Source organism: Tepidibacter hydrothermalis (genome assembly GCF_029542625.1).
GTDB lineage: Bacteria > Bacillota > Clostridia > Peptostreptococcales > Peptostreptococcaceae > Tepidibacter_A > Tepidibacter_A hydrothermalis.
In genome coordinates this window covers 3,207,730-3,229,106 of sequence record NZ_CP120733.1, presented here as the reverse complement: position 1 = coordinate 3,229,106, position 21,377 = coordinate 3,207,730, and the positions used below count along the sequence as shown (strand labels likewise).

The 21,377-nt window shown below is 29.4% G+C and carries 18 protein-coding genes; 17 read left to right on the top strand and 1 reads right to left on the bottom strand.

Annotated features, from left to right (window positions below):
- The 9 genes from P4S50_RS15210 to P4S50_RS15170 all read left to right on the top strand — a co-directional run bounded on the left by P4S50_RS15210 (position 1) and on the right by P4S50_RS15170 (position 13,192).
- Positions 1 to 1,830: a HEAT repeat domain-containing protein gene (locus P4S50_RS15210; protein WP_277731664.1), complete on the top strand. Its 1,830-nt coding sequence runs from the start codon at positions 1 to 3 to the stop codon at positions 1,828 to 1,830.
- Entirely contained in the window at positions 1,827 to 2,921 is a 1,095-nt protein-coding gene (locus tag P4S50_RS15205; RefSeq protein WP_331489630.1) for an ATP-binding protein, read from the top strand. The genes P4S50_RS15210 and P4S50_RS15205 overlap by 4 nt, the downstream gene beginning before the upstream one ends.
- Entirely contained in the window at positions 2,921 to 5,233 is a 2,313-nt protein-coding gene (locus P4S50_RS15200) for a DUF5682 family protein (RefSeq protein WP_277731663.1), read from the top strand. Before P4S50_RS15205 ends, P4S50_RS15200 begins: the two co-directional genes overlap by 1 nt.
- A 2-nt stretch (positions 5,234 to 5,235) precedes the next feature.
- The gene (locus P4S50_RS15195; RefSeq protein ID WP_277731662.1) at positions 5,236 to 6,414 is read left to right on the top strand and encodes a VWA domain-containing protein; all 1,179 of its coding nucleotides are present in this window, start codon (positions 5,236 to 5,238) and stop codon (positions 6,412 to 6,414) included.
- A 23-nt stretch (positions 6,415 to 6,437) separates the two neighbouring features.
- Complete coding sequence (locus tag P4S50_RS15190; protein ID WP_277731661.1) at positions 6,438 to 7,550, top strand: AAA family ATPase; 1,113 nt, start codon at positions 6,438 to 6,440, stop codon at positions 7,548 to 7,550.
- Positions 7,511 to 9,922: a DUF5682 family protein gene (locus P4S50_RS15185; RefSeq protein WP_277731660.1), complete on the top strand. Its 2,412-nt coding sequence runs from the start codon at positions 7,511 to 7,513 to the stop codon at positions 9,920 to 9,922. Before P4S50_RS15190 ends, P4S50_RS15185 begins: the two co-directional genes overlap by 40 nt.
- A gap of 144 nt (positions 9,923 to 10,066) precedes the next feature.
- A complete protein-coding gene (locus P4S50_RS15180) occupies positions 10,067 to 11,185 on the top strand; it encodes a VWA domain-containing protein (RefSeq protein WP_277731659.1) in 1,119 nt (372 codons plus the stop codon).
- Positions 11,161 to 12,858 carry a hypothetical protein gene (locus P4S50_RS15175; protein ID WP_277731657.1) on the top strand — a complete coding sequence of 566 codons (1,698 nt, stop codon included), beginning with the start codon at positions 11,161 to 11,163 and terminating at the stop codon, positions 12,856 to 12,858. Before P4S50_RS15180 ends, P4S50_RS15175 begins: the two co-directional genes overlap by 25 nt.
- Positions 12,859 to 12,877: 19 nt before the next feature.
- Positions 12,878 to 13,192: a hypothetical protein gene (locus P4S50_RS15170; RefSeq protein ID WP_277731656.1), complete on the top strand. Its 315-nt coding sequence runs from the start codon at positions 12,878 to 12,880 to the stop codon at positions 13,190 to 13,192.
- A 323-nt stretch (positions 13,193 to 13,515) separates the two neighbouring features.
- On the opposite strand, the gene P4S50_RS15165 is transcribed toward P4S50_RS15170, so the two are convergent.
- Positions 13,516 to 14,418, bottom strand: coding sequence for a DMT family transporter (locus tag P4S50_RS15165; protein ID WP_277731655.1), 903 nt, complete (start codon positions 14,416 to 14,418; stop codon positions 13,516 to 13,518).
- Between the two features lie 187 nt (positions 14,419 to 14,605).
- Between P4S50_RS15165 and P4S50_RS15160 the strand changes: the two genes are divergently transcribed.
- The 8 genes from P4S50_RS15160 to P4S50_RS15125 all read left to right on the top strand — a co-directional run bounded on the left by P4S50_RS15160 (position 14,606) and on the right by P4S50_RS15125 (position 21,336).
- On the top strand, positions 14,606 to 15,745 hold the full coding sequence (locus P4S50_RS15160; protein WP_277731654.1) for a stalk domain-containing protein: 1,140 nt from the start codon (positions 14,606 to 14,608) through the stop codon (positions 15,743 to 15,745).
- A 327-nt stretch (positions 15,746 to 16,072) separates the two neighbouring features.
- Entirely contained in the window at positions 16,073 to 16,882 is an 810-nt protein-coding gene (locus P4S50_RS15155) for an XdhC family protein (protein ID WP_277731652.1), read from the top strand.
- Between the two features lie 9 nt (positions 16,883 to 16,891).
- Complete coding sequence (locus tag P4S50_RS15150; RefSeq protein WP_277731651.1) at positions 16,892 to 17,410, top strand: nucleoside-triphosphatase; 519 nt, start codon at positions 16,892 to 16,894, stop codon at positions 17,408 to 17,410.
- A complete protein-coding gene (locus P4S50_RS15145; RefSeq protein WP_277731650.1) occupies positions 17,400 to 18,368 on the top strand; it encodes a FecCD family ABC transporter permease in 969 nt (322 codons plus the stop codon). The genes P4S50_RS15150 and P4S50_RS15145 overlap by 11 nt, the downstream gene beginning before the upstream one ends.
- Positions 18,368 to 19,132 (top strand): ABC transporter ATP-binding protein, encoded by a 765-nt coding sequence (locus P4S50_RS15140; protein ID WP_277731649.1) that lies wholly within the window; start codon positions 18,368 to 18,370, stop codon positions 19,130 to 19,132. Before P4S50_RS15145 ends, P4S50_RS15140 begins: the two co-directional genes overlap by 1 nt.
- A gap of 22 nt (positions 19,133 to 19,154) precedes the next feature.
- On the top strand, positions 19,155 to 20,207 hold the full coding sequence (locus tag P4S50_RS15135) for an ABC transporter substrate-binding protein (RefSeq protein ID WP_277731648.1): 1,053 nt from the start codon (positions 19,155 to 19,157) through the stop codon (positions 20,205 to 20,207).
- A gap of 68 nt (positions 20,208 to 20,275) precedes the next feature.
- Positions 20,276 to 20,470, top strand: coding sequence for a YwbE family protein (locus tag P4S50_RS15130; protein ID WP_277731647.1), 195 nt, complete (start codon positions 20,276 to 20,278; stop codon positions 20,468 to 20,470).
- A 215-nt stretch (positions 20,471 to 20,685) separates the two neighbouring features.
- Positions 20,686 to 21,336, top strand: a complete 651-nt coding sequence (locus P4S50_RS15125) for an alpha/beta fold hydrolase (protein ID WP_277731646.1) — start codon at positions 20,686 to 20,688, stop codon at positions 21,334 to 21,336.
- The last annotated feature ends 41 nt before the right edge of the window (positions 21,337 to 21,377 follow it).

The window sequence follows — 21,377 nt, the reverse complement described above, 5'->3', positions numbered from 1 at the left end:
ATGAGTAAAGATTTATTAATAGAACTAAAAAAAGAATGTATAGAATTAGGAATGGCTGGAAGTGAGTTAGGAATAGGTAATAATAAATTGGAAAAATTATTACCTAAATTTGAAAAGTTAGGTCAGAAAATAAGACCATTTAAAATGGTTAAAGATAGAATTAATACTCTTATAAATTCAAAAAAAGATGAAAGTGAAGATAATTTGATTTCTCTTTTAAACTTAGTAGATGCAATATTACTTACACAAGCTGAAACTGATATAGACGGTGAAATAGAAATTCTTCAAGGAAATTCTGGTGAGATGAGTACAAATATATCAAATAACTTGATAGCACCAGTAGTAACAGCATTAACTACTAAAGGTGGAGGGCGTTATAATGAAATAGCAAAAGGTTTTAGAGAGGGGATATGCTCTGATTTTAGATTAATTCCACTACTTATAAGGGGATTAGACGATAAATATGGAGAAATAGGTGAGCTTATTTATGAAAAACTATCAGAGCATAATAATCCTGAGTATCTTCCTCTTTTAAAAGAAAGCTTTAATAAAATGGGCAAAAAAAATGATTTACGCAAACTAAATCTCATGGGACAAATCCTTGAAGAGGATGAAAGAGAGTTCGTTATTAACTTATTAGAAGATAGTTCTAAAGAAATTAAAATAGAAGCTGTAAACATTTTAGGAAATATGAAAGATACGGAAGATATTTTATTAGAGCAAGCAAAATCTAAAATAAAAGATATTAGAGAAGCTGCTTATTTGGGTCTTGTAAAAATCAATTCGGAAGAAGGAAGAAAAGAATTAAAAAAGGCTATTAAAAAAGCGGATTATGATATAGTTTTAGCTGCTATAAGAGATTGTGAATCAGAAAATTATGCAGATGTTTTACTTACAAGATTGAATCACCTATATGGAAAATTTATTAAGAAACAGAATGTAGAGCATATTGAGGATATAATGATTATTCTAGATGACATAAGAAACCATAAAAGTGAAGATGTGTTTGAATTCTTAGTAAAGTGCTTAGAAGAAGGAACCTTGTATAACTGGAAAACAAAAGAGTATGACTATCAATTCTATGGATCAAGAGAAAGAGTTTTAATTGAGTGTATAGGAGAATATGATCATATTCCAGAAAAAGTTAGAGATTTAATACAGAGTAGAAGAGAAATGAATAATAATAAAATCTTTGATCTAGAATTTTATATTTCCCTTAAAAGTAGAACTTATGAAGAGGTATATGAGATATATAGTCCCTATTTTATAAACAAGACAATTAAGCAAGATACGGCATATAGAACAATATCGGCATTTTTACAATACCTAGGGTATAAAAGAAGTTGGTATACAAGGATATCACATACTTATATAGATAAAATGTTAGTACCTGTTTACAAAGAATTTGACAAGAGATGGAATGAGATATTTAGACTTTATGAGGCATATGATATACTTGCCTATACCTTAAATAAAGAGGATAAAGTTAGTATCGAATTTCTACTTAAGAAATTGAAAACACCTATGAAAATTGCCAACAGAGAGGATAATGATTTTTATAAAGATCAGATAGAGTGTATGTTATCTATAATTGGATTACTAAAAATAGGACATGAAGGAGTATATGAGCTAATTTTAAATAAGATAAAAGAAATCATTGATAATAATGGATTACCAGATAACTTCATATTATTTATACCGTATTTTCCTTCAGAGTATATAAAAGAAACAGAAGAATATCTTATGAAGTTAAAGAGAAAGAATGAAGAGGTTGAAAACCGCTTTTTAGATATGTCAGTTAAAAAATTAGAAGAGGTGTTATCTAAGTGAAAAAGACAGAAAACAATGTAATGCGTTTACCAGCAGAAAAACTATATGAAAAAGAAATTAAAGCTTTAATTAAAGCTGAAACAGATCCAATTCCAGAAGGGTGGCAGATGTCACCCAAATCTGTTAGAACTTTTATTTTAGGAGGCAAGGCGGGAAGAACTCAAATAACTCCTAAGTATATAGGTAATCAAAGATTAGTTGAAATTGCAATCGCAACATTATTAACAGATAGATCGTTGCTTTTAATAGGAGAGCCGGGAACAGCAAAGTCATGGTTATCAGAAAATTTAACAGCAGCAATACATGGTGATTCTTGCAAAGTAGTTCAAGGAACTGCAGGTACTACAGAAGAACAAATTAGATATTCTTGGAATTATGCAATGCTTCTTTCAAATGGACCAACAGAAGAGGCATTAGTTAAAACGCCTGTATTTAGAGCTATGGAAAATGGACAAGTTGCAAGAGTTGAAGAAATTTCACGTTGTGCATCAGAGGTTCAGGATGCATTAATATCTATTCTTTCTGAAAAGAATATTTCTATTCCAGAGTTAAATAATGAAATTCATGCCCAAAAAGGATTTGCTATAATAGCAACAGCGAATACAAGAGATAAAGGTGTAAATGATATGTCTTCAGCTCTTAAAAGGCGTTTTAATATTATTGTTTTGCCTACACCTAAAAATATAGAAACTGAAATTGAGATAGTAAGAAAAAGAGTTGAAGAGATTTCTTCTAGTCTTGATTTACAAGCACAGATTCCAACAGAAGATTCTATATCAAAGATAGTAACTGTATTTAGAGAACTTAGAGAAGGAATTACAACGGACAAAAGTAAGAAACTTAAATCTCCAAGTAGCGTTATTTCTACGGCAGAAGCTATTTCACTTTTAACAAATAGTATGGCACTTGCAGGGAGTTTTGGAGATGGAGAAATTCAAGATATTGATATTGCAGCAGGATTACAAGGGGCAATAGTAAAAGATGAATCAAAGGATCAAATCGTTTGGAAGGAATACCTAGAGAATGTAATGAGAAAAAGAGGAGAAGAGTGGCAGAAATTGTACAAGGCATGTAAGGAGTTAAATGGGTAATGGATAATGTAAATGTTTTTGGAGTTCGTCATCTTTCACCTAGCAGTTCGTATCATTTATTAGAGTTTTTAGAAAAAATAAAACCTACAGCTGTATTGATTGAAGGTTTATATGATGCAAATGAACATATTTCTTCAATCGTTAATCCAAAGAATAAAGCTCCGTTAGCAATATTGGCATATACGGAAAGCCTACCTGTAAAAACTATATTATATCCAATAGCATCTTATTCACCAGAATATCAAGCTTTAGTTTGGGCAAATAAAAATAATGTTCATTCATCATTTATAGATTTGCCATCAGATGTAGTACTAATGTTAGATGCTATTGAAGTGAAAAAGGATGAAGAAAGCTCTCAAGAAGAATCAAAAAGTAATAAGACTTACATATATAATAAAAATTCTTTATATGAAAGAATAGCACAAATTTATGATGAACCAAATTATGAAACTTTTTGGGAAAGAAATTTTGAGCATAATTTAGATTTAGATTCTTACAGGAATATGATGAATGAGTTTTGTATGCAGATGAGACAGCTTATAGAAGAAAGCGATGCTGTACATGATAGAAAAGAATATGCTAGAAATTTAATTAGAGAAGCTTTTATGAGAAGACAGATTAAAAATACTATTGAGGCTGGTCACAAACCAGAAAAGATAGTTGTTGTAACTGGAGCATATCATGTGTCAGCCTTAAATATGAAGTTAAGTCCTATGAGTGATGATGAGATAAAAGCTTTGCCTAGAACTAAAACTAATATTACATTAATGCCATATTCATATTATAGGTTATCTAGTCAAGCTGGATATGGTGCAGGGAATAAAGCTCCATTTTATTATCAATTAATGTGGGAATGTTTGATAAAAGGAGACTTAGAAAGACTACCAGCTCTTTATTTTACGAATTTGGTTAGGGATTTAAGAAAGGCAGGAACATATAGATCTCCAGCAGAGGTAATAGAAGGGGTTAGACTTGCAAAATCGTTAACTTATATGCACAAAGGTAAAATACCAACACTAATTGATCTTCAAGATGCTTGTAGTGTATGTTTAGGTCAGGGGAAAAAATCAGTTGTTGCGGAGTCTATGATGAGAATTGAAATAGGAACTGAAATAGGACATATAGAGAATGGAGTAAGTCAAACCCCTATACAAGATGATTTTTATAGAAAATTAAAAGAATTAAAGCTTGAAAAATATAAAAGCACAGTTGCTCAGGATTTAGTCTTAGACCTGAGAGAGAATAGGAGAGTTAAATCAGAAAAGCTTGCTTTTTTAGACTTAAAAAGATCGGAATTTTTAAATAAACTAGAGTTTTTAAATATAGATTTTGCTATTGAAAAAAAATCTTCTCAAGATAGAGCTAGTTGGAAAGAGGAATGGATATTAAAATGGACACCAGAGTCAGAAATTCAATTAGTAGAAGCTGTTCTACTTGGAAATAGTATAGAGTTTGCTACTGCATTTAAGTTAGATGAAGAGTTAAAGGAATGTGAAGATATTGCTGAGGCTTCAGAACTTATTTTAAAAGCATGCAAATGCGGAATGTCAAAGGCAGTAGATGATGCAAGAAAACTAGTTCAAGGATTATCTGCAGATGCAGAGGATTTCATAAATATTACAAAGACACTTAAGAATATTTATCAAGTAATAAGCTTTGGAAGCTTAAGAAAAGTTGATACTAGTAATTTAATAGAAATAGTAGAACAATTGTCTTTAAAGCTAAATCTTTTAATGATAGACTCTTGTAATTGTAATGATGATAAAGCTAAAGAGATGGTTAAAGCCATGGCGTATATAGATTCAATTATTCAAGATAATGATATCGAATTAGATGGTGAACTTTGGATAGAAAAATTAACAGAACTTTCAGATAGAGATGATAGAAATCCTAAATTATCAGGATATGCTGCTGGGATTTTACTAGAAAAAAATAGAATGTCAGAACAACAATTATCACAAGAAATTTCTCGTAGATTATCTATAGGAATTGATGTGGATTTAGGAGCGGGATGGTTTGAAGGGCTGGCTTCTAGAAATCATTATACCCTTATTTCAAAGCTTATTATTCTAGAAAAACTAGATGAATATATAAATTCATTAGAGGATGAAGAATTTTGTAGTGCACTAGTGTTTTTGAGAAGAACCTTTAGTTCATTTAGCCCAGAACATAAGCGCAGTATTAGTGAAAATCTAGGAAAAATTTGGAATATAAATAATGAAGAATCAGAAGAAGAAGTATTAAAAGCTTTAGAAGAAATAGATGAAGAATCTTTTGCGGATTTAGATGACTTTGATTTTGGAGATATATAATTATGGATATAAAAAAGTTAAAAAGATGGAGATTAATATTAGGCAATGAAAGTGAAGAGTGTTTACAAAATTATGATAAAGGTGGATTTTGTTTAGATAATGATCAGATAATTATGGATGAAGCATTGGCAGCTATATATGATGATACTTCTTCAAGTGATGATAATAGTAGTGGTGGATCAAAAAGAAGTGCAGGCCTTGGTAAATCAGCTCCTAGACTTGCAAAGTGGTTAGGAGATATTAGAAAGTATTTCCCAGAAGATATAGTAACAGTAATACAAAATGATGCTATAGAAAGAAAAAACCTAACACAATTACTATTTGAACCGGAAGTTTTAAAGGATGTTACACCTGATATTGGTATGGTATCAACACTATTAGCACTTAAAGATCAAATTCCTGAAAAAACAAAGGAAACAGCAAGAGAATTGGTTAGAAAACTAGTAGCGGATATACAAGAAAGATTGAAAAATGATATAGAGAGAGCTGTTGCTGGAGCGATTAATAAAAAAGAGCACTCTCCTATTCCATCATTTAAAGCAATAGATTGGAAATATACAATAAGTAAAAACTTAAAAAATTATAATGTAGAACATAAAAAGATTATTCCAGAGAAATTTTATTATTTCAATAGAGCAAGAGAATCTAATAATTGGACTATAATCTTAGATATAGATCAAAGTGGTTCTATGGTTGAATCAGCTATTTATGCATCAATAGTAGGATCCATATTTGCAAGTATAAAAGCATTGAAAACTCATGTAGTAGCATTTGATACATCAGTTGTGGATTTGAGTAAAGAGTGTAAAAATGACCCTGTAGATATGATTTTTGGAATACAACTAGGTGGAGGAACAAATATAAATAAATCGGTTGCATATTGCCAAGATCTTATTACTGAACCTGAACAATCTATTTTTATACTTATTTCAGATCTTTATGAAGGTGGAAATCAAGCACAGTTAATAAAAAGAATGAAAGATATGAAGGAATCAGGAGTAAAAGTTATTTGTTTATTAGCTATATCAGATGATGGAATTCCAGCATATGATGAAAGATTGGCTAAAAAATTTGCTGCGTTAGATATACCTACATTTGGAGCTACACCAAATCTACTTCCAGAGTTAATAGAAAAAGTATTAAAAGGCAAGGATTTAACTAGTAAAAATGGGTTGGAATAAAAGTCAAGATGAGAGGTAATAAAATGAAATCTAGAACAATAAAGCCACCAGCAGAGGTGTTATACAAAAAGGAATTAATGGCACTCCAAAAATATGATAAAGGAGCTAAACCAGCTAATTGGAGATTGTCACCAAAAGCAGTTAGAACATTTATATTAGGATGTGATGAACCCTTAGAAATAGATGGAGAACAAGTATATATTACTAAGAAGTTTTATGGAGATGATACATTAATAGAAAGGTGTATTGTTACTCTTGCAGGAAATAGAGGATTGATGCTTGTTGGAGAACCAGGAACAGCAAAAACAATGCTTAGTGAGCTTTTGACAGCTGCAATATGTGGGACAAGTACTAATACTATTCAGGGAACAGCAGGTACTGTAGAGGATATGATTAAGTATTCCTGGAATTATGCTATGCTTTTAGCCAAGGGACCAAGCAGAGAGGCTTTGGTTCCATCTCCTATATATATAGGAATGGAGAAAGGTATAATAACTAGACTTGAAGAAATTACTCGTTGTCCTTCAGAAGTTCAAGATAGTTTGATAAGTATATTGAGTGATAAAGTCTTGAATATTCCAGAGCTTGGAGAAGATGGAGTTGTATTTGCGGAATCTGGATTTAATGTTATTGCTACAGCTAATATTAGGGATAAAGGCGTAAATGAAATGAGTAGCGCATTAAAAAGAAGATTTAATTTTGAAACTGTTTTTCCAATAAAGGACTTATCTTTAGAGGTTGAAATAATTGAAAAAGAATCTAAAAAACTTTTAAATCAATCTGGAATCGATATAAAAATAGATAGAGATGCAGTTGAAATTTTGGCGTCTACGTTTCATGAACTTAGAAATGGTGTTACAGTAGAAGGCTATAGGCTAGATAAACCAGAAGCAGTTATGAGTACGGCAGAGGCAGTTTCTGTATATTTTCAAAGTGCAATGAGTGCGTATTATTATGATGATGGTAATATGAGCATGGATAGAGTTGTTCAAAATATATTAGGTGCTGTTATGAAAGAAAACAGAGATGACTTAAATAAGATAAAAAACTATTTTACACTTGTAGTAAAACAAAGAAGTACAAAGGAAGGCGGACTATGGAAAGATTATTATTCAGCGAAGAAATGGATAAAATAAATAAATTATATGAAGATGCTTTTGATTTAGAAAAAAACATAGTGTATTTTCCTGTAAGGCATCATAGTCCTGCATGTTCTTTTCATCTTAAAAAAGTTATAGAAGAATATAAGCCAGAGATAATATTGATTGAAGGACCTAATAATGCAAATCATTTAATACCTTCATTAGTACATGAAGATAGTAAAACACCTTTGAGTATTTATTATACATATTCAGATAGTAAAGAGTTATTAGGAGAAAAGGATGATAAATATATGTGTTATTATCCTTTTTTAGATTATTCACCAGAATTTGTAGCATTAAAGACTGCAAGTAAAAAGAATATTTTAGTTAAATTTATTGATCTTTCATATGAACAGATATTGATAAACAGTGATAAAGGCGAGGGTGTTAGAGAAAAATTTGAAAAGAAAAATTATAATGATGATTATATTTTTGATAGAAGTAAGTTTATAAAAGAAATTTGTAAAAAACAAAACTGTAGAAATTTCAATGAACTATGGGAAAAATTATATGAAATAGATGGAATAAATATAAGTACACAAACATTTATTAAAAATATTTTAGCTTATTGCTATCTTTCAAGGTTGGATTTAAGTGAGGAGATGTTAGAGCAAGATGGATGTATAGCTAGAGAAAAATATATGAATATGCAGATAGAAAAATATTCTGAAAAGCACAATAAAGTTTTGGTTATTACTGGAGGAATTCATACTCTTGGACTTATTAATCTTAGAGGTAAGGATATAAAAACTAGGATTAAAAGAGTAATAAAAGATGATACTAATGCTTACGCAATGGCATATTCATTTAAAGAATGTGATCAATTGAATGGATATGCAAGTGGAATGCCTTATACAGCTTTTTATAATAAGGTATGGGAAAATATATGCGAAAATAAAGAATTACCTTATGAAGATGCTGTTATGGATTTTATAGCTAAGTGCGGGAGAGAACTTAGAGAAAATGGTGAAGGAATATCTACTGCAGATTCGATTGAAGCGTTAAATATGGCAAAAGGACTTGCAAGTTTGAGAGATAAACTGCAGTGTGGAGCATATGAATTATTAGATGGAGTTAGAAGTTCATTTATAAAAGGAGAAATAAGTGTTTCAAATAGTGCACCTATAGATTCTTTAAATAAACTTATGACAGGAGATAAAATAGGAGAGCTAAGTAGTACTGCAGATATACCTCCTATAGTTTTAGATTTTAGAAATAAGTGCAAACAGCTTAGGATAAAGATAGATACTTCATGTAAACAAAGCAAGACTCTTGATATATATAAGACAAAATCTCATAGACAAGTAAGTAAATTATTTCATATGATGAATTTTTTAGAAACAGAATTTTGTATAAGAACTAAGGGCCCAGATTTTACTATAGGTAGAAATACAAATTTAATAAGAGAAACTTGGGAGTACAAATGGGATCCAAGTGTTGAAACAAAATTAATCGAGCATTCTGTTTATGGAGGAAGTTTAAAAGAAGCAGTACGTGAAATTATAGTAAAGAAAATGAAGGATATAGAATCTCATAGTGGACAGGCATCAGAATTAATGATTAATGCAGCTGTTATGGGGTTAGAAGATCTTGTAGATAAGATATTATTACAAATGGAATTAATAATTCAAAATGATGGAGAATTTTATTCACTAACACAAGCATGTAATAAACTACACTTTTTATATAAAGAAAAATATTTAATGGATATATTAAATACAGAAAAAATAGAAATTCTTATTAAAAAAGTTTATGAAAAGTCAGCTTCACTAATTTCAGAATTATATAATATATCAAAAGACGATGAAAATTATATGATTCAAAAACTAAAAGAACTATACAATATCTCTATGGATAACAGTTTAAGCTTAAATGATGATATATATACTGAACAATTAAGAGTATTGATAAATAGAAAAGATTGCAACACAGCATTAGAGGGTGCAGGGGTTGGAATTTTAATTGGATTAAATGAATTAGATATAGAAGAGGGAATAAAAAGATCAAAATCATATTTGTATAGTTCAGGAGAGAAATTGTTTGAATCCGCAAGATATCTAAAGGGTATATTCAGTACTGCTAGGGACTTAATAATGTGTAGTGATGGATTGATAAACGGAATAGATCATATGCTTAGAGAAATAGAATATGAAGATTTTATAAAAATAATACCAGAAATGCGATTGGCATTTAGTTTCTTTATTCCTAGTGAAATTGATGAAATAGGAAATAATGTAGGAAAATTATATAATAAGAGTTCTTATGAAGTTTTAGATAAAGAGCCTGTAAGTGAAGAAGATATAATTTTAGCTAAAAAGCTGGATGAAATGGCAGTAGAGCAACTTAATCAGTTTGGAATTTTATAAAGTGAAACTTAATTTAGATGGAGTTTTTACTCCAACTGAATTTCTAGTTGAACTAATCCAGAAGCTGTTAAGTTCTTAGCTCCAGTCTTAAGAAAATGGAGTTTTAGAACTTTTAGCTTTCGGATAAAGAAAAGAGGTGAAGAATTGGATAAAGATTTGGAGACTTTGAATAGATGGAGACTTGTATTAGGAAAGTTTTCAGAGCAAAGTTTTGATTTTGGTAAAGGTGAATTTAAGTATAGAGAAGTTGATGATGTTTTAGATTTCTTATATGGAAGAGAGTATGGGGAAAATCAAGGAGTCAGAAAAGGTGGGAAAGAAAGCTCTATTTTAAATGTTCCTAGATGGATTACAAAGATAAGAGAGTTATTTCCAAAGGAAACGGTTGAAATATTAGAAAAGCATGCTCTTAATAAGTATGGGTTAGTTGAACTTTTAAATGATAAGGAAGTACTTGAAAAGCTAGAACCTAATATTGACCTTTTAAAGAGTATTATTCAGATGAAGCATATGATGAAGGGTGAGGTTTTAGAATCGGCAAGGAAGATAGTTAAAAAGGTTGTTGATGAGATAACAAAACAGCTTGAGAATGATGTGAAGATGAGTATAATGGGGAAAATAGATAGAAGTAACAGAGGTTATGTTAAGTCAATTAGAAATATGGATTTTAAGAAGACTATCAATAGAAATCTTAAAAATTTTGATATAGATACAAATCAGTTAATAATAAACCAAGTTTACTTTAATAGAAGAGTTAAATCATATAATAAATGGAATGTTATTATAGCTGTAGATGAGAGTGGAAGTATGTTAGATTCAGTTATACATAGTGCTGTTATGGCAGGTATTTTTGCAAAACTACCTATGCTAAAGACTAATTTAGTTATATTTGATACAGAAGTTGTTGATTTATCAAGCTATATAGATGATCCAGTTCAAACACTTATGAGTGTTCAACTTGGAGGAGGAACAAATATAGCTAAGGCACTACAGTATTGTAGCAGCTTGATTCAAAATCCATATAGGACTATGGTTGTGATGGTTACTGATCTATATGAAGGTGGAAGAATCAGTACTATGTATAGAAGAGCTAAAGATATTATGGATACGGGTGCAAAACTAATAATATTAACTTCATTAGATTCAGAATCAGTACCATCATATGATAAAAATGTAGCTCAAACTCTTACAAATATGGGAGCAGAGGTTGCTGCATTAACACCAGGAGGATTAGCAAATTGGATAGCAAGTATAATTTCATAGGAAAATTCAAAAATTTTATAGATTCTTGTGATGAAGTTTATCTTATTGATGCAGCTAATAAAGGGCTGTACAAAAGAGCATTAAAAGAAATAGATAAGGGTATTGAAGTTGATGTTGAATTTCAGGATAATAAAGTTATTTGTAAGTTATCAGATGAAACTACATGTGAACTTACAGATGAGATATTAAATTATAAATGTAGGTGTTCATCGAGAAGTATATGTAAGCATGTCTTGATAAGTATACTTTATATTAAACAAAATATTGATAGTATTTTTGGTCAAGAGATTGTTCCTGAAGGTAATGAGGATGAGCAACCTAAAGATTTTTCATGGGTTTTAAACTATAGTATTGAAGATATTAAGAAGGAAATGTCTTCAAAGAATTTTAAGGATATTATATTTAGATTGAATTTTGGAAGAGATATTGAAATAAAAGAAGAAAATTTTCTAGTAGTTGATTTTAAGGATTCAAATATCAGAGTGCGTTTTACCCAAAATTCATCTATAGATAAATCTACATGTACTTGTAAGAAAAAAGAATTTTGCGTACATAGAGCAGAGGCTATTATTTGTTATAAGTTATATAAAAACATTTTAGATATGAATGATATTAATGAAGCTGTAGATGTAAAAATCTCAAAAGAAGCTTTGGATGAAGTAAAAAATCTTATTGAAGAAATAACTATATTAGGACTTGCTAAAATTCCAGAAAGTATAATTAATAGAATTGAGGCTACAGCTGTACTTTGTCATAGTGCTGATTTGCCAAGGCTTGAAAAATTATTGAGAAGTCTAAGTAGTCATCTTATAAAATACTTTAATAAGCAGGCGTCCTTTTCTAAAAGAGCGGTTATAAAATTAATGACTAGAATATACATTATTGCTCAAACTATTTTAAAATGCAATTCAAAAGCTTTATGTCAGGATCTTATAGGTGAGCATAAAACCTCTTATACAGAAATCAGTTTAATTGAGTTAGTTGGTATGGGAGCAAAAGCTTGGAAATCTGATTCAGGGTATGAGGGCATAACGTATTATTTTTTTAATGAGAAAAGAAAATTATGGATGACTTTTACATCTATGAAGCCTAATTATTATGAAGGGTCAAAGATAGATATAGATTATATGTATAGAAGCAGTTGTCCATGGAATTTAGATGCATTGATGAAAGATGTTTGTAGGATGAAGATTAAGTTTAATAATTGTAAGATAAATAGAAATTATAGAATATCATCATCTAGTGAAATTAGTGGAGATATTATAGGAAAAACTGATATAAACAAAATGGATTTTAAAGACAAGCTCTATGATGATTGGGAATTGATGATTGAGAAATTAAAAGATGGTTTTAAATATAAGCTTATTGAAAAAGATGAGAATTTTAATATAGTTTTAGTTAAAATAAGTTCATGGGGAAAAAGTGATTTTGATAATATTAATCAAATTTTTAGAATTCCTATTCATGATAAAAATAATAATGAGATTTTTATTACAGTTAGATTTGATCATAATACTAAATCTGTAATAAGAAAACTAGAAAAATTAGAAAAAGACGATATGTTAGGAAATATGATTCTAGGTAAGGTATATAGAATTGATAGTGAATATGTAGTTGATCCTATTACAATGTACAACTCAAATGGTGATATTGTAAATTTGACACTAGATTAATAAAAATGGAGTGAAAAAAATGAAGATAAATTCTTGTGATAGCATAAAATACTTGATTGAAGATATAGAGGAGCTTCTAGAGGGGATTTTTTTAAGTGGAGCAGGATCTTTAAATGAAAATATAGTTAATGATGTAAAAGCATTAGCCAATAGATCGGCAGAAGTTGGTTTAAGTTTTGCAGCAGAAAAACTTAATAATATATATGATGAGCTTAATAAAAAATATCACAGTATACAATTTGACTATTCTAAATTGGTTAAAGAGTATTATCTTTTGAATGGGTATATAGATATTATTAAAAAAGCTAGATTTGAATTATCTTCATTTAGGTAATGGAGTTTTAGAAACTAAAAAATTTAATAAGTTTAATACAAAAATAAACTGACACTAAAATACCGCTAATGAGGTAAATATTTTTAATAAAACTAAGAATTTCATCTTATTGAATATCCTAAAAGTTCTAAACTCCCTATCGGTCAAACAAAGAACTTTCTTAACGAATATTCAAACGCTGTAATTCAAATTTTATACAAAAAATATTTAAATTATTAGCTAAAATTTTAATGTCAGTTTATTTTGTAAGTTCAGATTTAAGCTATATGTAGTTTTTGATAACCCAAAGATTATTTAGTAAATAATTTTATAATCTGCGATTTTTATACTGCTTTTTTGAAATCTTTATTTTTTGGATCTTTTTTATTGAATAATGATTTGATATCTATTTCAGCTACTAACATTCCAAATAATATTAAAATAGCTCCTAAAAATCCTCTTAGGCTTAAAATTTCTCCAGCCATAAAATAACCAAACGTTGCTGCAAAAACTGGTTCGGTTGTGTAAATTAATGCTGTATGAGTAGGTGTTGTATATTTTTGAGCTGCATTTTGAATAATAAAAGCTCCTGAAGTACATACAATACTTAGAATAAAAATATTAACCCATAAAACTTCACCTGAAGGAATAATAGGAGTTTCTATTGCAAGAGATGTAAAAAAACTTAAAATTGCCACTACACCTATTTGTATTATAGCTAAAGCTATGGAATCGATTTTAGCTATATATTTATCTATAAAAATAATATGGAAAGCAAAACCAAAAGAAGCTATTAACGTATAAAAATCTCCTATATTAATTGCTAAGCTCCCATTTAAAGATAATAGAGCCAAGCCTATAAATGCTATACAAGCTCCTACAACTGCCTGCTTTTGAGGTGCTTTTTTTAGTAAGACTGCTGATAGCATAGGAACTAAAACTACTGAAAACCCAGTTATAAATGCTGATTTTGAAGCAGTAGTATAATTAAGACCTACTGTTTCGAAAGCAAATGCACTAAATAGGATAATTCCTATAATTGTTCCATATTTCAAAGTGGCTTTATTAATTCTCTTCATATTTTTGTAAAATAGTAAAGAAGAAAGTGCAAATGCTATGAAGAATCTTATAGCAAGAAAATTGTACGTCTCTAGTGCGTTAAGCGAATTTTTAGTAAGTATAAAAGATGCTCCCCATGATAATGTTACAATTAATAATGATAGATCTGCTTTTAATTGTTTTGACATATGAATTAACCCCCTTCTAAATTTAATAAGTTCCTATATTTAACAGCCCACTATATATAATAACTCATTTATAATTTTTTTTATATGAAAAAATTTTTTTATGTGAGATTTTTTGAAAAATAGTAAACTTTTTATATTAATTAAACGTCTAATAAGTATAGAACTAAAATTTAGGAGGCATTTAATTATGAAAATGAAAAAAATTGTTACTTTGGGATTAGCAAGTTGTATATTATTAGGAGGGGTTACAGCTTCTCATGCAATGTATGATCCAAATGTGAATTATTCAAAAATAGATTCTACACAACCAAGAATAATGCTTATGGAAGGTGAATCGATAGCTGTTCCGATAAGTGCTCAAACTTTTAAAGTTGATGTTAAAGAAATAAAAACAGAAAGTGAATACTTAATTGTAAATGCTAGAATACCTCAGTTAAAAGGATTAAAAGACGAGGCATATCAGTTGAGTTTGAATGAGAATATAATGAAAGAGGCCATGGCATACATAAATGAAGCAGAAAAAGAATCTAAAGAATTCGCTGAGGACTGTAAGAAAAATGGTTGGGAAGTAAGACCTAATACAGTTACAGTACAATTTGAGTTAAAAGACAATTCGGGAATAGATAACTCAATAGTTTCTTTAGAAGTTATCAAAGCTTTTAATAATGGTGGAACTGGAAACCCTGAAATAGATTTTTATAATATTTCAAATAAAGATAAGGCAGAGGAATTAACTCTTAAAGATTTACTTGGAGAAAAATATAAAGAAATAGCAGATGATCAAATCAAAAAGCAAATAGAACAAGATAAGGATATGTACTTTAATGGAATCGAAGGGTTTAAAGGAATTTCAGGTAATCAAAAATTTTACTATGAAAATGGAAATGTAGTAATAGTATTTGATAAATATGAAATAGCTCCTGGAGCTACAGGAATTCCTGAATTCAAAATAGAGATACCACAAGATTCTATAGGAGGATTTCACTTTGTACTTGTTATAAATAATGAAGGAATTAAAACTAATGTGTATCAAAAAGAAGATGGAACTATTATGGTACCACTAAGACTTGTTTCTGAAAAATTAGGATATGAAGTTAAATGGATTGAAGAGAATAGATCAATAGAAATAAAAAAAGGAGCTCAGTACACAAGTGTTAAGCCAGGCGAAGATAAGTATTTCTTTGCAAAAATGGCTCCAATATCATTAGGAGCAGCTCCAGAAATTAAAGATTCTACAACTTATGTGCCATTTAAATTTGTATCAGATATTTTAAAAGTTGATGCATCTATGGATGAAACTGGTGTAATTACAATTAATAATAAGTAAATCTGAATTTAACTTAGATAAAGTTAATCAAAACGTTAAGCCTTTATATCTTTTTAGATATAAAGGCTTAACGTTTTTTGTATTGGGAAATTGATGTATTTATTTTTAATTTTTGAACATTTTACAATAACTTGAATGTTTAGCAATAATATGATAGCTTTATGGTAGAATTATAAAGCGAAACTTAATTCAGATAGGTTTTTAATCCATTTGAATTTTTAGCTAAGCTAATCCAGAAGCTGTTAAGTTCTTAACTGCAGCCTTGAAAAGATGAAGTTGTAGAACTTTTAGCTTCCGGATAAAATCATAAAAAAGGTTGGTTTTGATATGGAAAAATTAATACTTAAAAAAATTTATGAAAAAATAGAACTTGGAGAAAAAGTGGCTATGACCACATTAACAAGTATATGTGGTTCAACACCTGGTAGAAAAGGAGCTTTTATGGCTATATTTGAAGATGGCTCTACTTATGGAACTATAGGTGGTGGAAAACTTGAATATGAAGTAATAAAAAAATCTTTAGAGTACATAGAAAAATGCGAGAACACAGAGTTTACATATAAGATTGATGATAAAGGTGAGTTAGATACAGAATGTGGCGGTGAGATCAAAGGTTTTATTAAGATTTTTGTTCCAAGTCACAAATTAATAATAGCAGGAGCAGGTCATATAGCTCTACATCTTCACAAACTTTCAAGTATGATTAATCTTCATACTGTAGTAATAGATGAGCGTGAAGAACTTGTAAATAAAGAACATTTTTGCTATGCGAATGAGTTGATAGTTGGAAAAGCTGATGAAGTTTTAAAACAATACAATATAAATAAAAACACTTATATTGTTATAGTTGGAAGTAATCATAAGAATGATACTTTGGTACTTGAAAGCGTAATAAACTCAGATGCTGGATATATAGGAATGATAGGAAGCAAGGGAAAAGTATCTCACATATTAAAAGGTTTGATAGAAAAAGGGATTTCACGTGATCAAATTCAAAAAGTATATGCACCTATAGGAATTGATATAGCATCTGAAAAACCTGAAGAAATAGCGCTTGGAATTTTAAGTGAAATAGCTTTAATAAAGAATAATGGAAGTTTAAATCATATGAAAGATATTAAAAATATAGAGTACTAAGGAGTCGGCATGAAAAACATATTTATAACAGCGCCTAGAGGTTATGGAAAAACCACAGCACTTAAGAAAACTATTGGTTTAATAGACAAACAAGTTTCTGGTTTTAAAGTAGGAAAAAAATTTATGACAGATAGTAAAGAATTTTATATATGTGATATTGAAAACCCTATATTTAACTGTTTGATAGCTTACTCAAAGTCAAATTCAAAACCAGTAGCTAATATTGAAGGATTTGAAAATCATGGATGTGAAATCCTTAAAAAAGCTATATCTAGTGAAAATATAATAATTATGGATGAGATAGGTTTTCTAGAAGAAAACGCACTAAAATTCAAGCAGAGTGTAATAGATTCACTAGATAGTTCTAACATAGTAATTGGAGTTTTAAAAAAGTTTAATGGTGAATTTATAAACTACATAAAATCAAGAGATGATGTACTTGTTCTGGAATTGACTTTAGAAAATAGAGACGATATTCCAAATCAAATATTGAAGCATATAATAAGGTTTGAACGCGATGAAATGTAAGCATATTTGTATAACTATTATTATAATATTTGTAAGTTTTATTTTTTCATTGGGAATAGGAAGATATCCTATATCGATCAATGATATTTTGAATAATGATATTAAGGCTATGAGTGTATTTTTGCAGCTTAGGTTGCCAAGAGTTTTGGCTGCATTTCTTATAGGATCGGCACTTGCTTGTAGTGGTGCTTGTTTTCAAGGTATATTTAAGAATCCTCTAGTGTCTCCAAACATACTTGGAGCAGCTTCTGGAGCAAGTTTTGGAGTTGCACTAGCTATTTTGTTTTCTTTTAAAATACAATATATACAATTAACAGCTTTTTGTTTTGGGTTATTGGCTGTTTTTATGACTCTTATGATGAGTCGAAATATTCCTAGACATGATCCGAGTTTAAGCTTGGTATTATCGGGAATGCTAGTTCAAGGTCTGTTTTCAGCTCTTGTATCATTAATAAAATACGTCTGTGATCCTTATGAAAAATTGCCAACAATAACATTTTGGCTTATGGGTGGATTAGGAAATATCAGCTTGAATGATTTGATTCCTCTTGGATCTATATTAACGCTGGCAATGATTCCTTTGATATTGTTAAGATGGAAAATGAATATATTGGCTTTGCCTGAAGAAGAAGCAATAGCTCTTGGAGTAAATACGAAGTTTTTAAGACGAATCATAATAATATGTGCTACACTTTTGAGTTCTTGTGTTGTATCTTTCGCAGGTGTGATAGGTTGGGTCGGCTTAGTAGTTCCACATATGGTAAGAATAATGGTTGGAAGCAACTATAAACTTGTAATACCTTTTAGCATAATGATAGGTGGAGTTTATTTGTTGATAGTTGATGATATAGCGAGATCTGCGGTAGCTTTTGAAATACCACTCGGAATAATAACATCTCTTTTTGGAATACCATTTTTTGCATACCTATTAATAAAAGGCAGAAAAGGGTGGAGTTAATGTTTGAAGTTTGCAATCTTAGTTTTGGATATGAAAATAAACCTATTTGGGAAAATGTGAATTTTGAAATAAAAACGAATCAGTTAATTTGCCTTTTGGGGGCAAATGGAGTTGGAAAAACAACTTTTTTAAAAACTATACTCGGGATACTAAAACCTATTAAGGGTGAAATTTGCATAGATTCACAAAAATTATCAGATATTCCAATAAAAGATACGTATAAAAAAATGGCATATGTTCCACAAGCTCATAATCCGCCTTTTTCTTTTGAAGTAATAGATGTAGTATTGATGGGGAGAGCAGCCTATATAGGAAATTTTGCATCACCTACTAAAGAAGATAAAGCGGTTGCACTTGAAGCTTTAAAGCAAATTAATATACTTCATCTTGCAAATGAAGATTATACGAAGTTAAGTGGAGGTCAAAAACAATTAGTATTAATAGCACGATCACTTGCACAACAATCTAAAATCCTTATAATGGATGAGCCAAGCTCTAGTCTTGATTATGGAAATCAAATAAGATTGATGCATCTTTTGAAAAGACTGAGTGAAGAAGGCAAAATTATAATTTTTTCAACTCATGATCCGAATCATGCTTTATTATATGCAGATAAAGTAATGATTTTAGATAAGAGTAACGGGTTTTTATTTGGAAAACCTCAACAACTTATAACTAATAAATCTTTAAACAGTATTTACAACGTAAGTGTGGATATACATAGAACGAATGATAACAATAGAATCTGTATTCCTAAAATATAGATAGTATGAGGGGGGTAAAAAAATGAAAAGATTGTACATATTTTTGATATGTATGTTATTAATGGTTAATCTAGTAGCATGTGCTAGTAGTCAAGAAAAACAAGCTTCTGAAGACTTAAAAAAAGAAACTGTTACATTTGTAGATGATGCTAATAGAAAGATAGAAATACCTTCTAAAATTGAAAAAGTATATTGTACAAGTTCTCTTGGAGCAATATTTTTATATACCCTTGATGTTGATAAACTTGCAGCTTGGAATAGTAGGCTTTCTATTGACGATAGTGAATTTGTGAATGAAAAACTAAAAAAACTTCCAAATGAAGGTAGCTTACAAGGCAAAAACTCTGCCAATATTGAAGAAATAATGAAGTTAAATCCAGATTTGATTTTATCAATGGGTAATATTAATGAACAAAGTATTTCAGCTGTAGAAAAATTTCAAAAACAATCTGGAATTCCAATTGTTTTAATTGATGGATCTTTAGAAAAAACAGCTGAGAACTATATAAAAGTAGGTAAGCTTTTGGGATGTGAAGAGCAAGCAAGTAAACTTTCTAATTATTGCGAGGAAACAATTGAATCAGCTAAAAAAATAGCAGACAGTATACCTGAAGATGAAAAAGTTACTGTTTATTATGCTCAGGGAGAAAAAGGTCTTCAAACAGATCCAGTAGGTTCACTTCACGCTCAATTAATAGATTTAGTTGGAGCAAAGAATGTAGCAGATTTTGAAATCAAAGATAATCATGGAAAAACAGGAGTTTCATTAGAACAAGTAGTGAAATGGAATCCTCAATACATTCTTGCTGAATCAAATTCATTTGATGATCCTGTATGGAAACAAGTTGATGCTGTTAAAAATAAAAATGTATTTTTAATACCTCAAAAACCATTTAACTGGATAGATAGACCTTCATCTGTGAATAGAATAATAGGAATAAAATGGGCACAAAGCGTGCTTTATAAAGAGTACTCTGATGTAGATTTAGAAGAAGAAACTATTAAGTTTTTTGATTTATTCTATCATGTGAAGATATCAAAAGAGCAAGCAAGAGAACTTTTAAGCATGGAATAAGGTAAGAATCTAAGATTATATGATATACTATCACCATATATTAAGTTGTAATTAAAGAGGTGATAGATATGAATGGAGAAAAGAGAGCGGATATAAAACCTGGTATAAAGGTAAGAGTTGTTCAAAAACAAGACCAGCGTTCTGGTAAATTAACAGAAGGGGTTGTTCAAAGAATTCTTACAAAATCACCTACACATCCTCATGGCATTAAAGTGATGCTTGAAAGTGGTATTGTAGGTAGGGTTAAAGAAATATTAAAGTAAATGAGTAAGAATAATAAAGAGCATTTAGCAAATAAGCTAAGTGCTTTTTTAGTATAAAATAAATTGAAGTCAGAAAATTGTATTATCATAAAGTGAAACTTAATTCGGATGGAGTTTTTACTTTAACTGAATTTTTAGTTGCGTGTGCACTTGGGATAAATAATACGATATAATAAAAAATATATAATAATTTGGATAATGTAAAGGTGGTAAAAATGAGACAAAAAATCATTTTAATTCATGGATATAATAAAAAATCTAAAGATATGAAGGTTTTAAAGAAAAATTTAGAAGCGAAAGGATATGAGGGGATCTTAGTAGACCTACCCCTTACATTTAAAGAAATTGAACACTCTACTAGTATATTGGAAAGTATTATTTCTAAAGTGATAAAAGATATAAAAGAAGATGAGAAAATACATCTTGTTGGCCATAGCACAGGAGGATTAATTATAAGACATTTATTAACTACTACTAAGTATTTAGATAAAATAGGAAAATGTGTTTTAATAGCAACACCAAATAACGGAAGTGAACTTGCTGATATAGCTGGTAGTACTCTCAAAATAGCTACAAAAATTTTAAAAACTTTAAAGTCTCTTCAAAGTGAAAATGTAAAGAGTTTAAAACTCAAAGATGATCATGGTATTGAAATTGCTGCAATAGCAGGAAACAAACAAAATCTATTTTTAGGTAGATTTTTAACTGGAGAAAATGACGGTAGAGTTAGGATTAATTCTGTTAAGTTCGATGGATTAAAGGATTTCATCTCATTACCATATGGACATAAAGATATTCATTATCAATTTAAAACTGCTGAATTGATTGATTCGTTTTTGAAAAATGGTAAATTTGATATTTTATAAAACTATAAATTTAAGATGAAATTAAGAAAGTATTAAGTTTG

Excerpts from the sequence above, each read along its gene's own strand:
- P4S50_RS15160 (WP_277731654.1), top strand. The coding sequence starts at position 14,606 with ATGAAAATGAAAAAAATTGTTACTTTGGGATTAGCAAGTTGTATATTA.
- P4S50_RS15145 (WP_277731650.1), top strand. The coding sequence starts at position 17,400 with ATGAAATGTAAGCATATTTGTATAACTATTATTATAATATTTGTAAGT.
- P4S50_RS15210 (WP_277731664.1), top strand. The coding sequence starts at position 1 with ATGAGTAAAGATTTATTAATAGAACTAAAAAAAGAATGTATAGAATTA.
- P4S50_RS15125 (WP_277731646.1), top strand. The coding sequence starts at position 20,686 with ATGAGACAAAAAATCATTTTAATTCATGGATATAATAAAAAATCTAAA.
- P4S50_RS15135 (WP_277731648.1), top strand. The coding sequence starts at position 19,155 with ATGAAAAGATTGTACATATTTTTGATATGTATGTTATTAATGGTTAAT.
- P4S50_RS15140 (WP_277731649.1), top strand. The coding sequence starts at position 18,368 with ATGTTTGAAGTTTGCAATCTTAGTTTTGGATATGAAAATAAACCTATT.
- P4S50_RS15130 (WP_277731647.1), top strand. The coding sequence starts at position 20,276 with ATGAATGGAGAAAAGAGAGCGGATATAAAACCTGGTATAAAGGTAAGA.
- P4S50_RS15155 (WP_277731652.1), top strand. The coding sequence starts at position 16,073 with ATGGAAAAATTAATACTTAAAAAAATTTATGAAAAAATAGAACTTGGA.
- P4S50_RS15190 (WP_277731661.1), top strand. The coding sequence starts at position 6,438 with ATGAAATCTAGAACAATAAAGCCACCAGCAGAGGTGTTATACAAAAAG.
- P4S50_RS15200 (WP_277731663.1), top strand. The coding sequence starts at position 2,921 with ATGGATAATGTAAATGTTTTTGGAGTTCGTCATCTTTCACCTAGCAGT.
- P4S50_RS15150 (WP_277731651.1), top strand. The coding sequence starts at position 16,892 with ATGAAAAACATATTTATAACAGCGCCTAGAGGTTATGGAAAAACCACA.
- P4S50_RS15185 (WP_277731660.1), top strand. The coding sequence starts at position 7,511 with ATGGAAAGATTATTATTCAGCGAAGAAATGGATAAAATAAATAAATTA.
- P4S50_RS15195 (WP_277731662.1), top strand. The coding sequence starts at position 5,236 with ATGGATATAAAAAAGTTAAAAAGATGGAGATTAATATTAGGCAATGAA.
- P4S50_RS15170 (WP_277731656.1), top strand. The coding sequence starts at position 12,878 with ATGAAGATAAATTCTTGTGATAGCATAAAATACTTGATTGAAGATATA.
- P4S50_RS15165 (WP_277731655.1), bottom strand. The coding sequence starts at position 14,418 with ATGTCAAAACAATTAAAAGCAGATCTATCATTATTAATTGTAACATTA.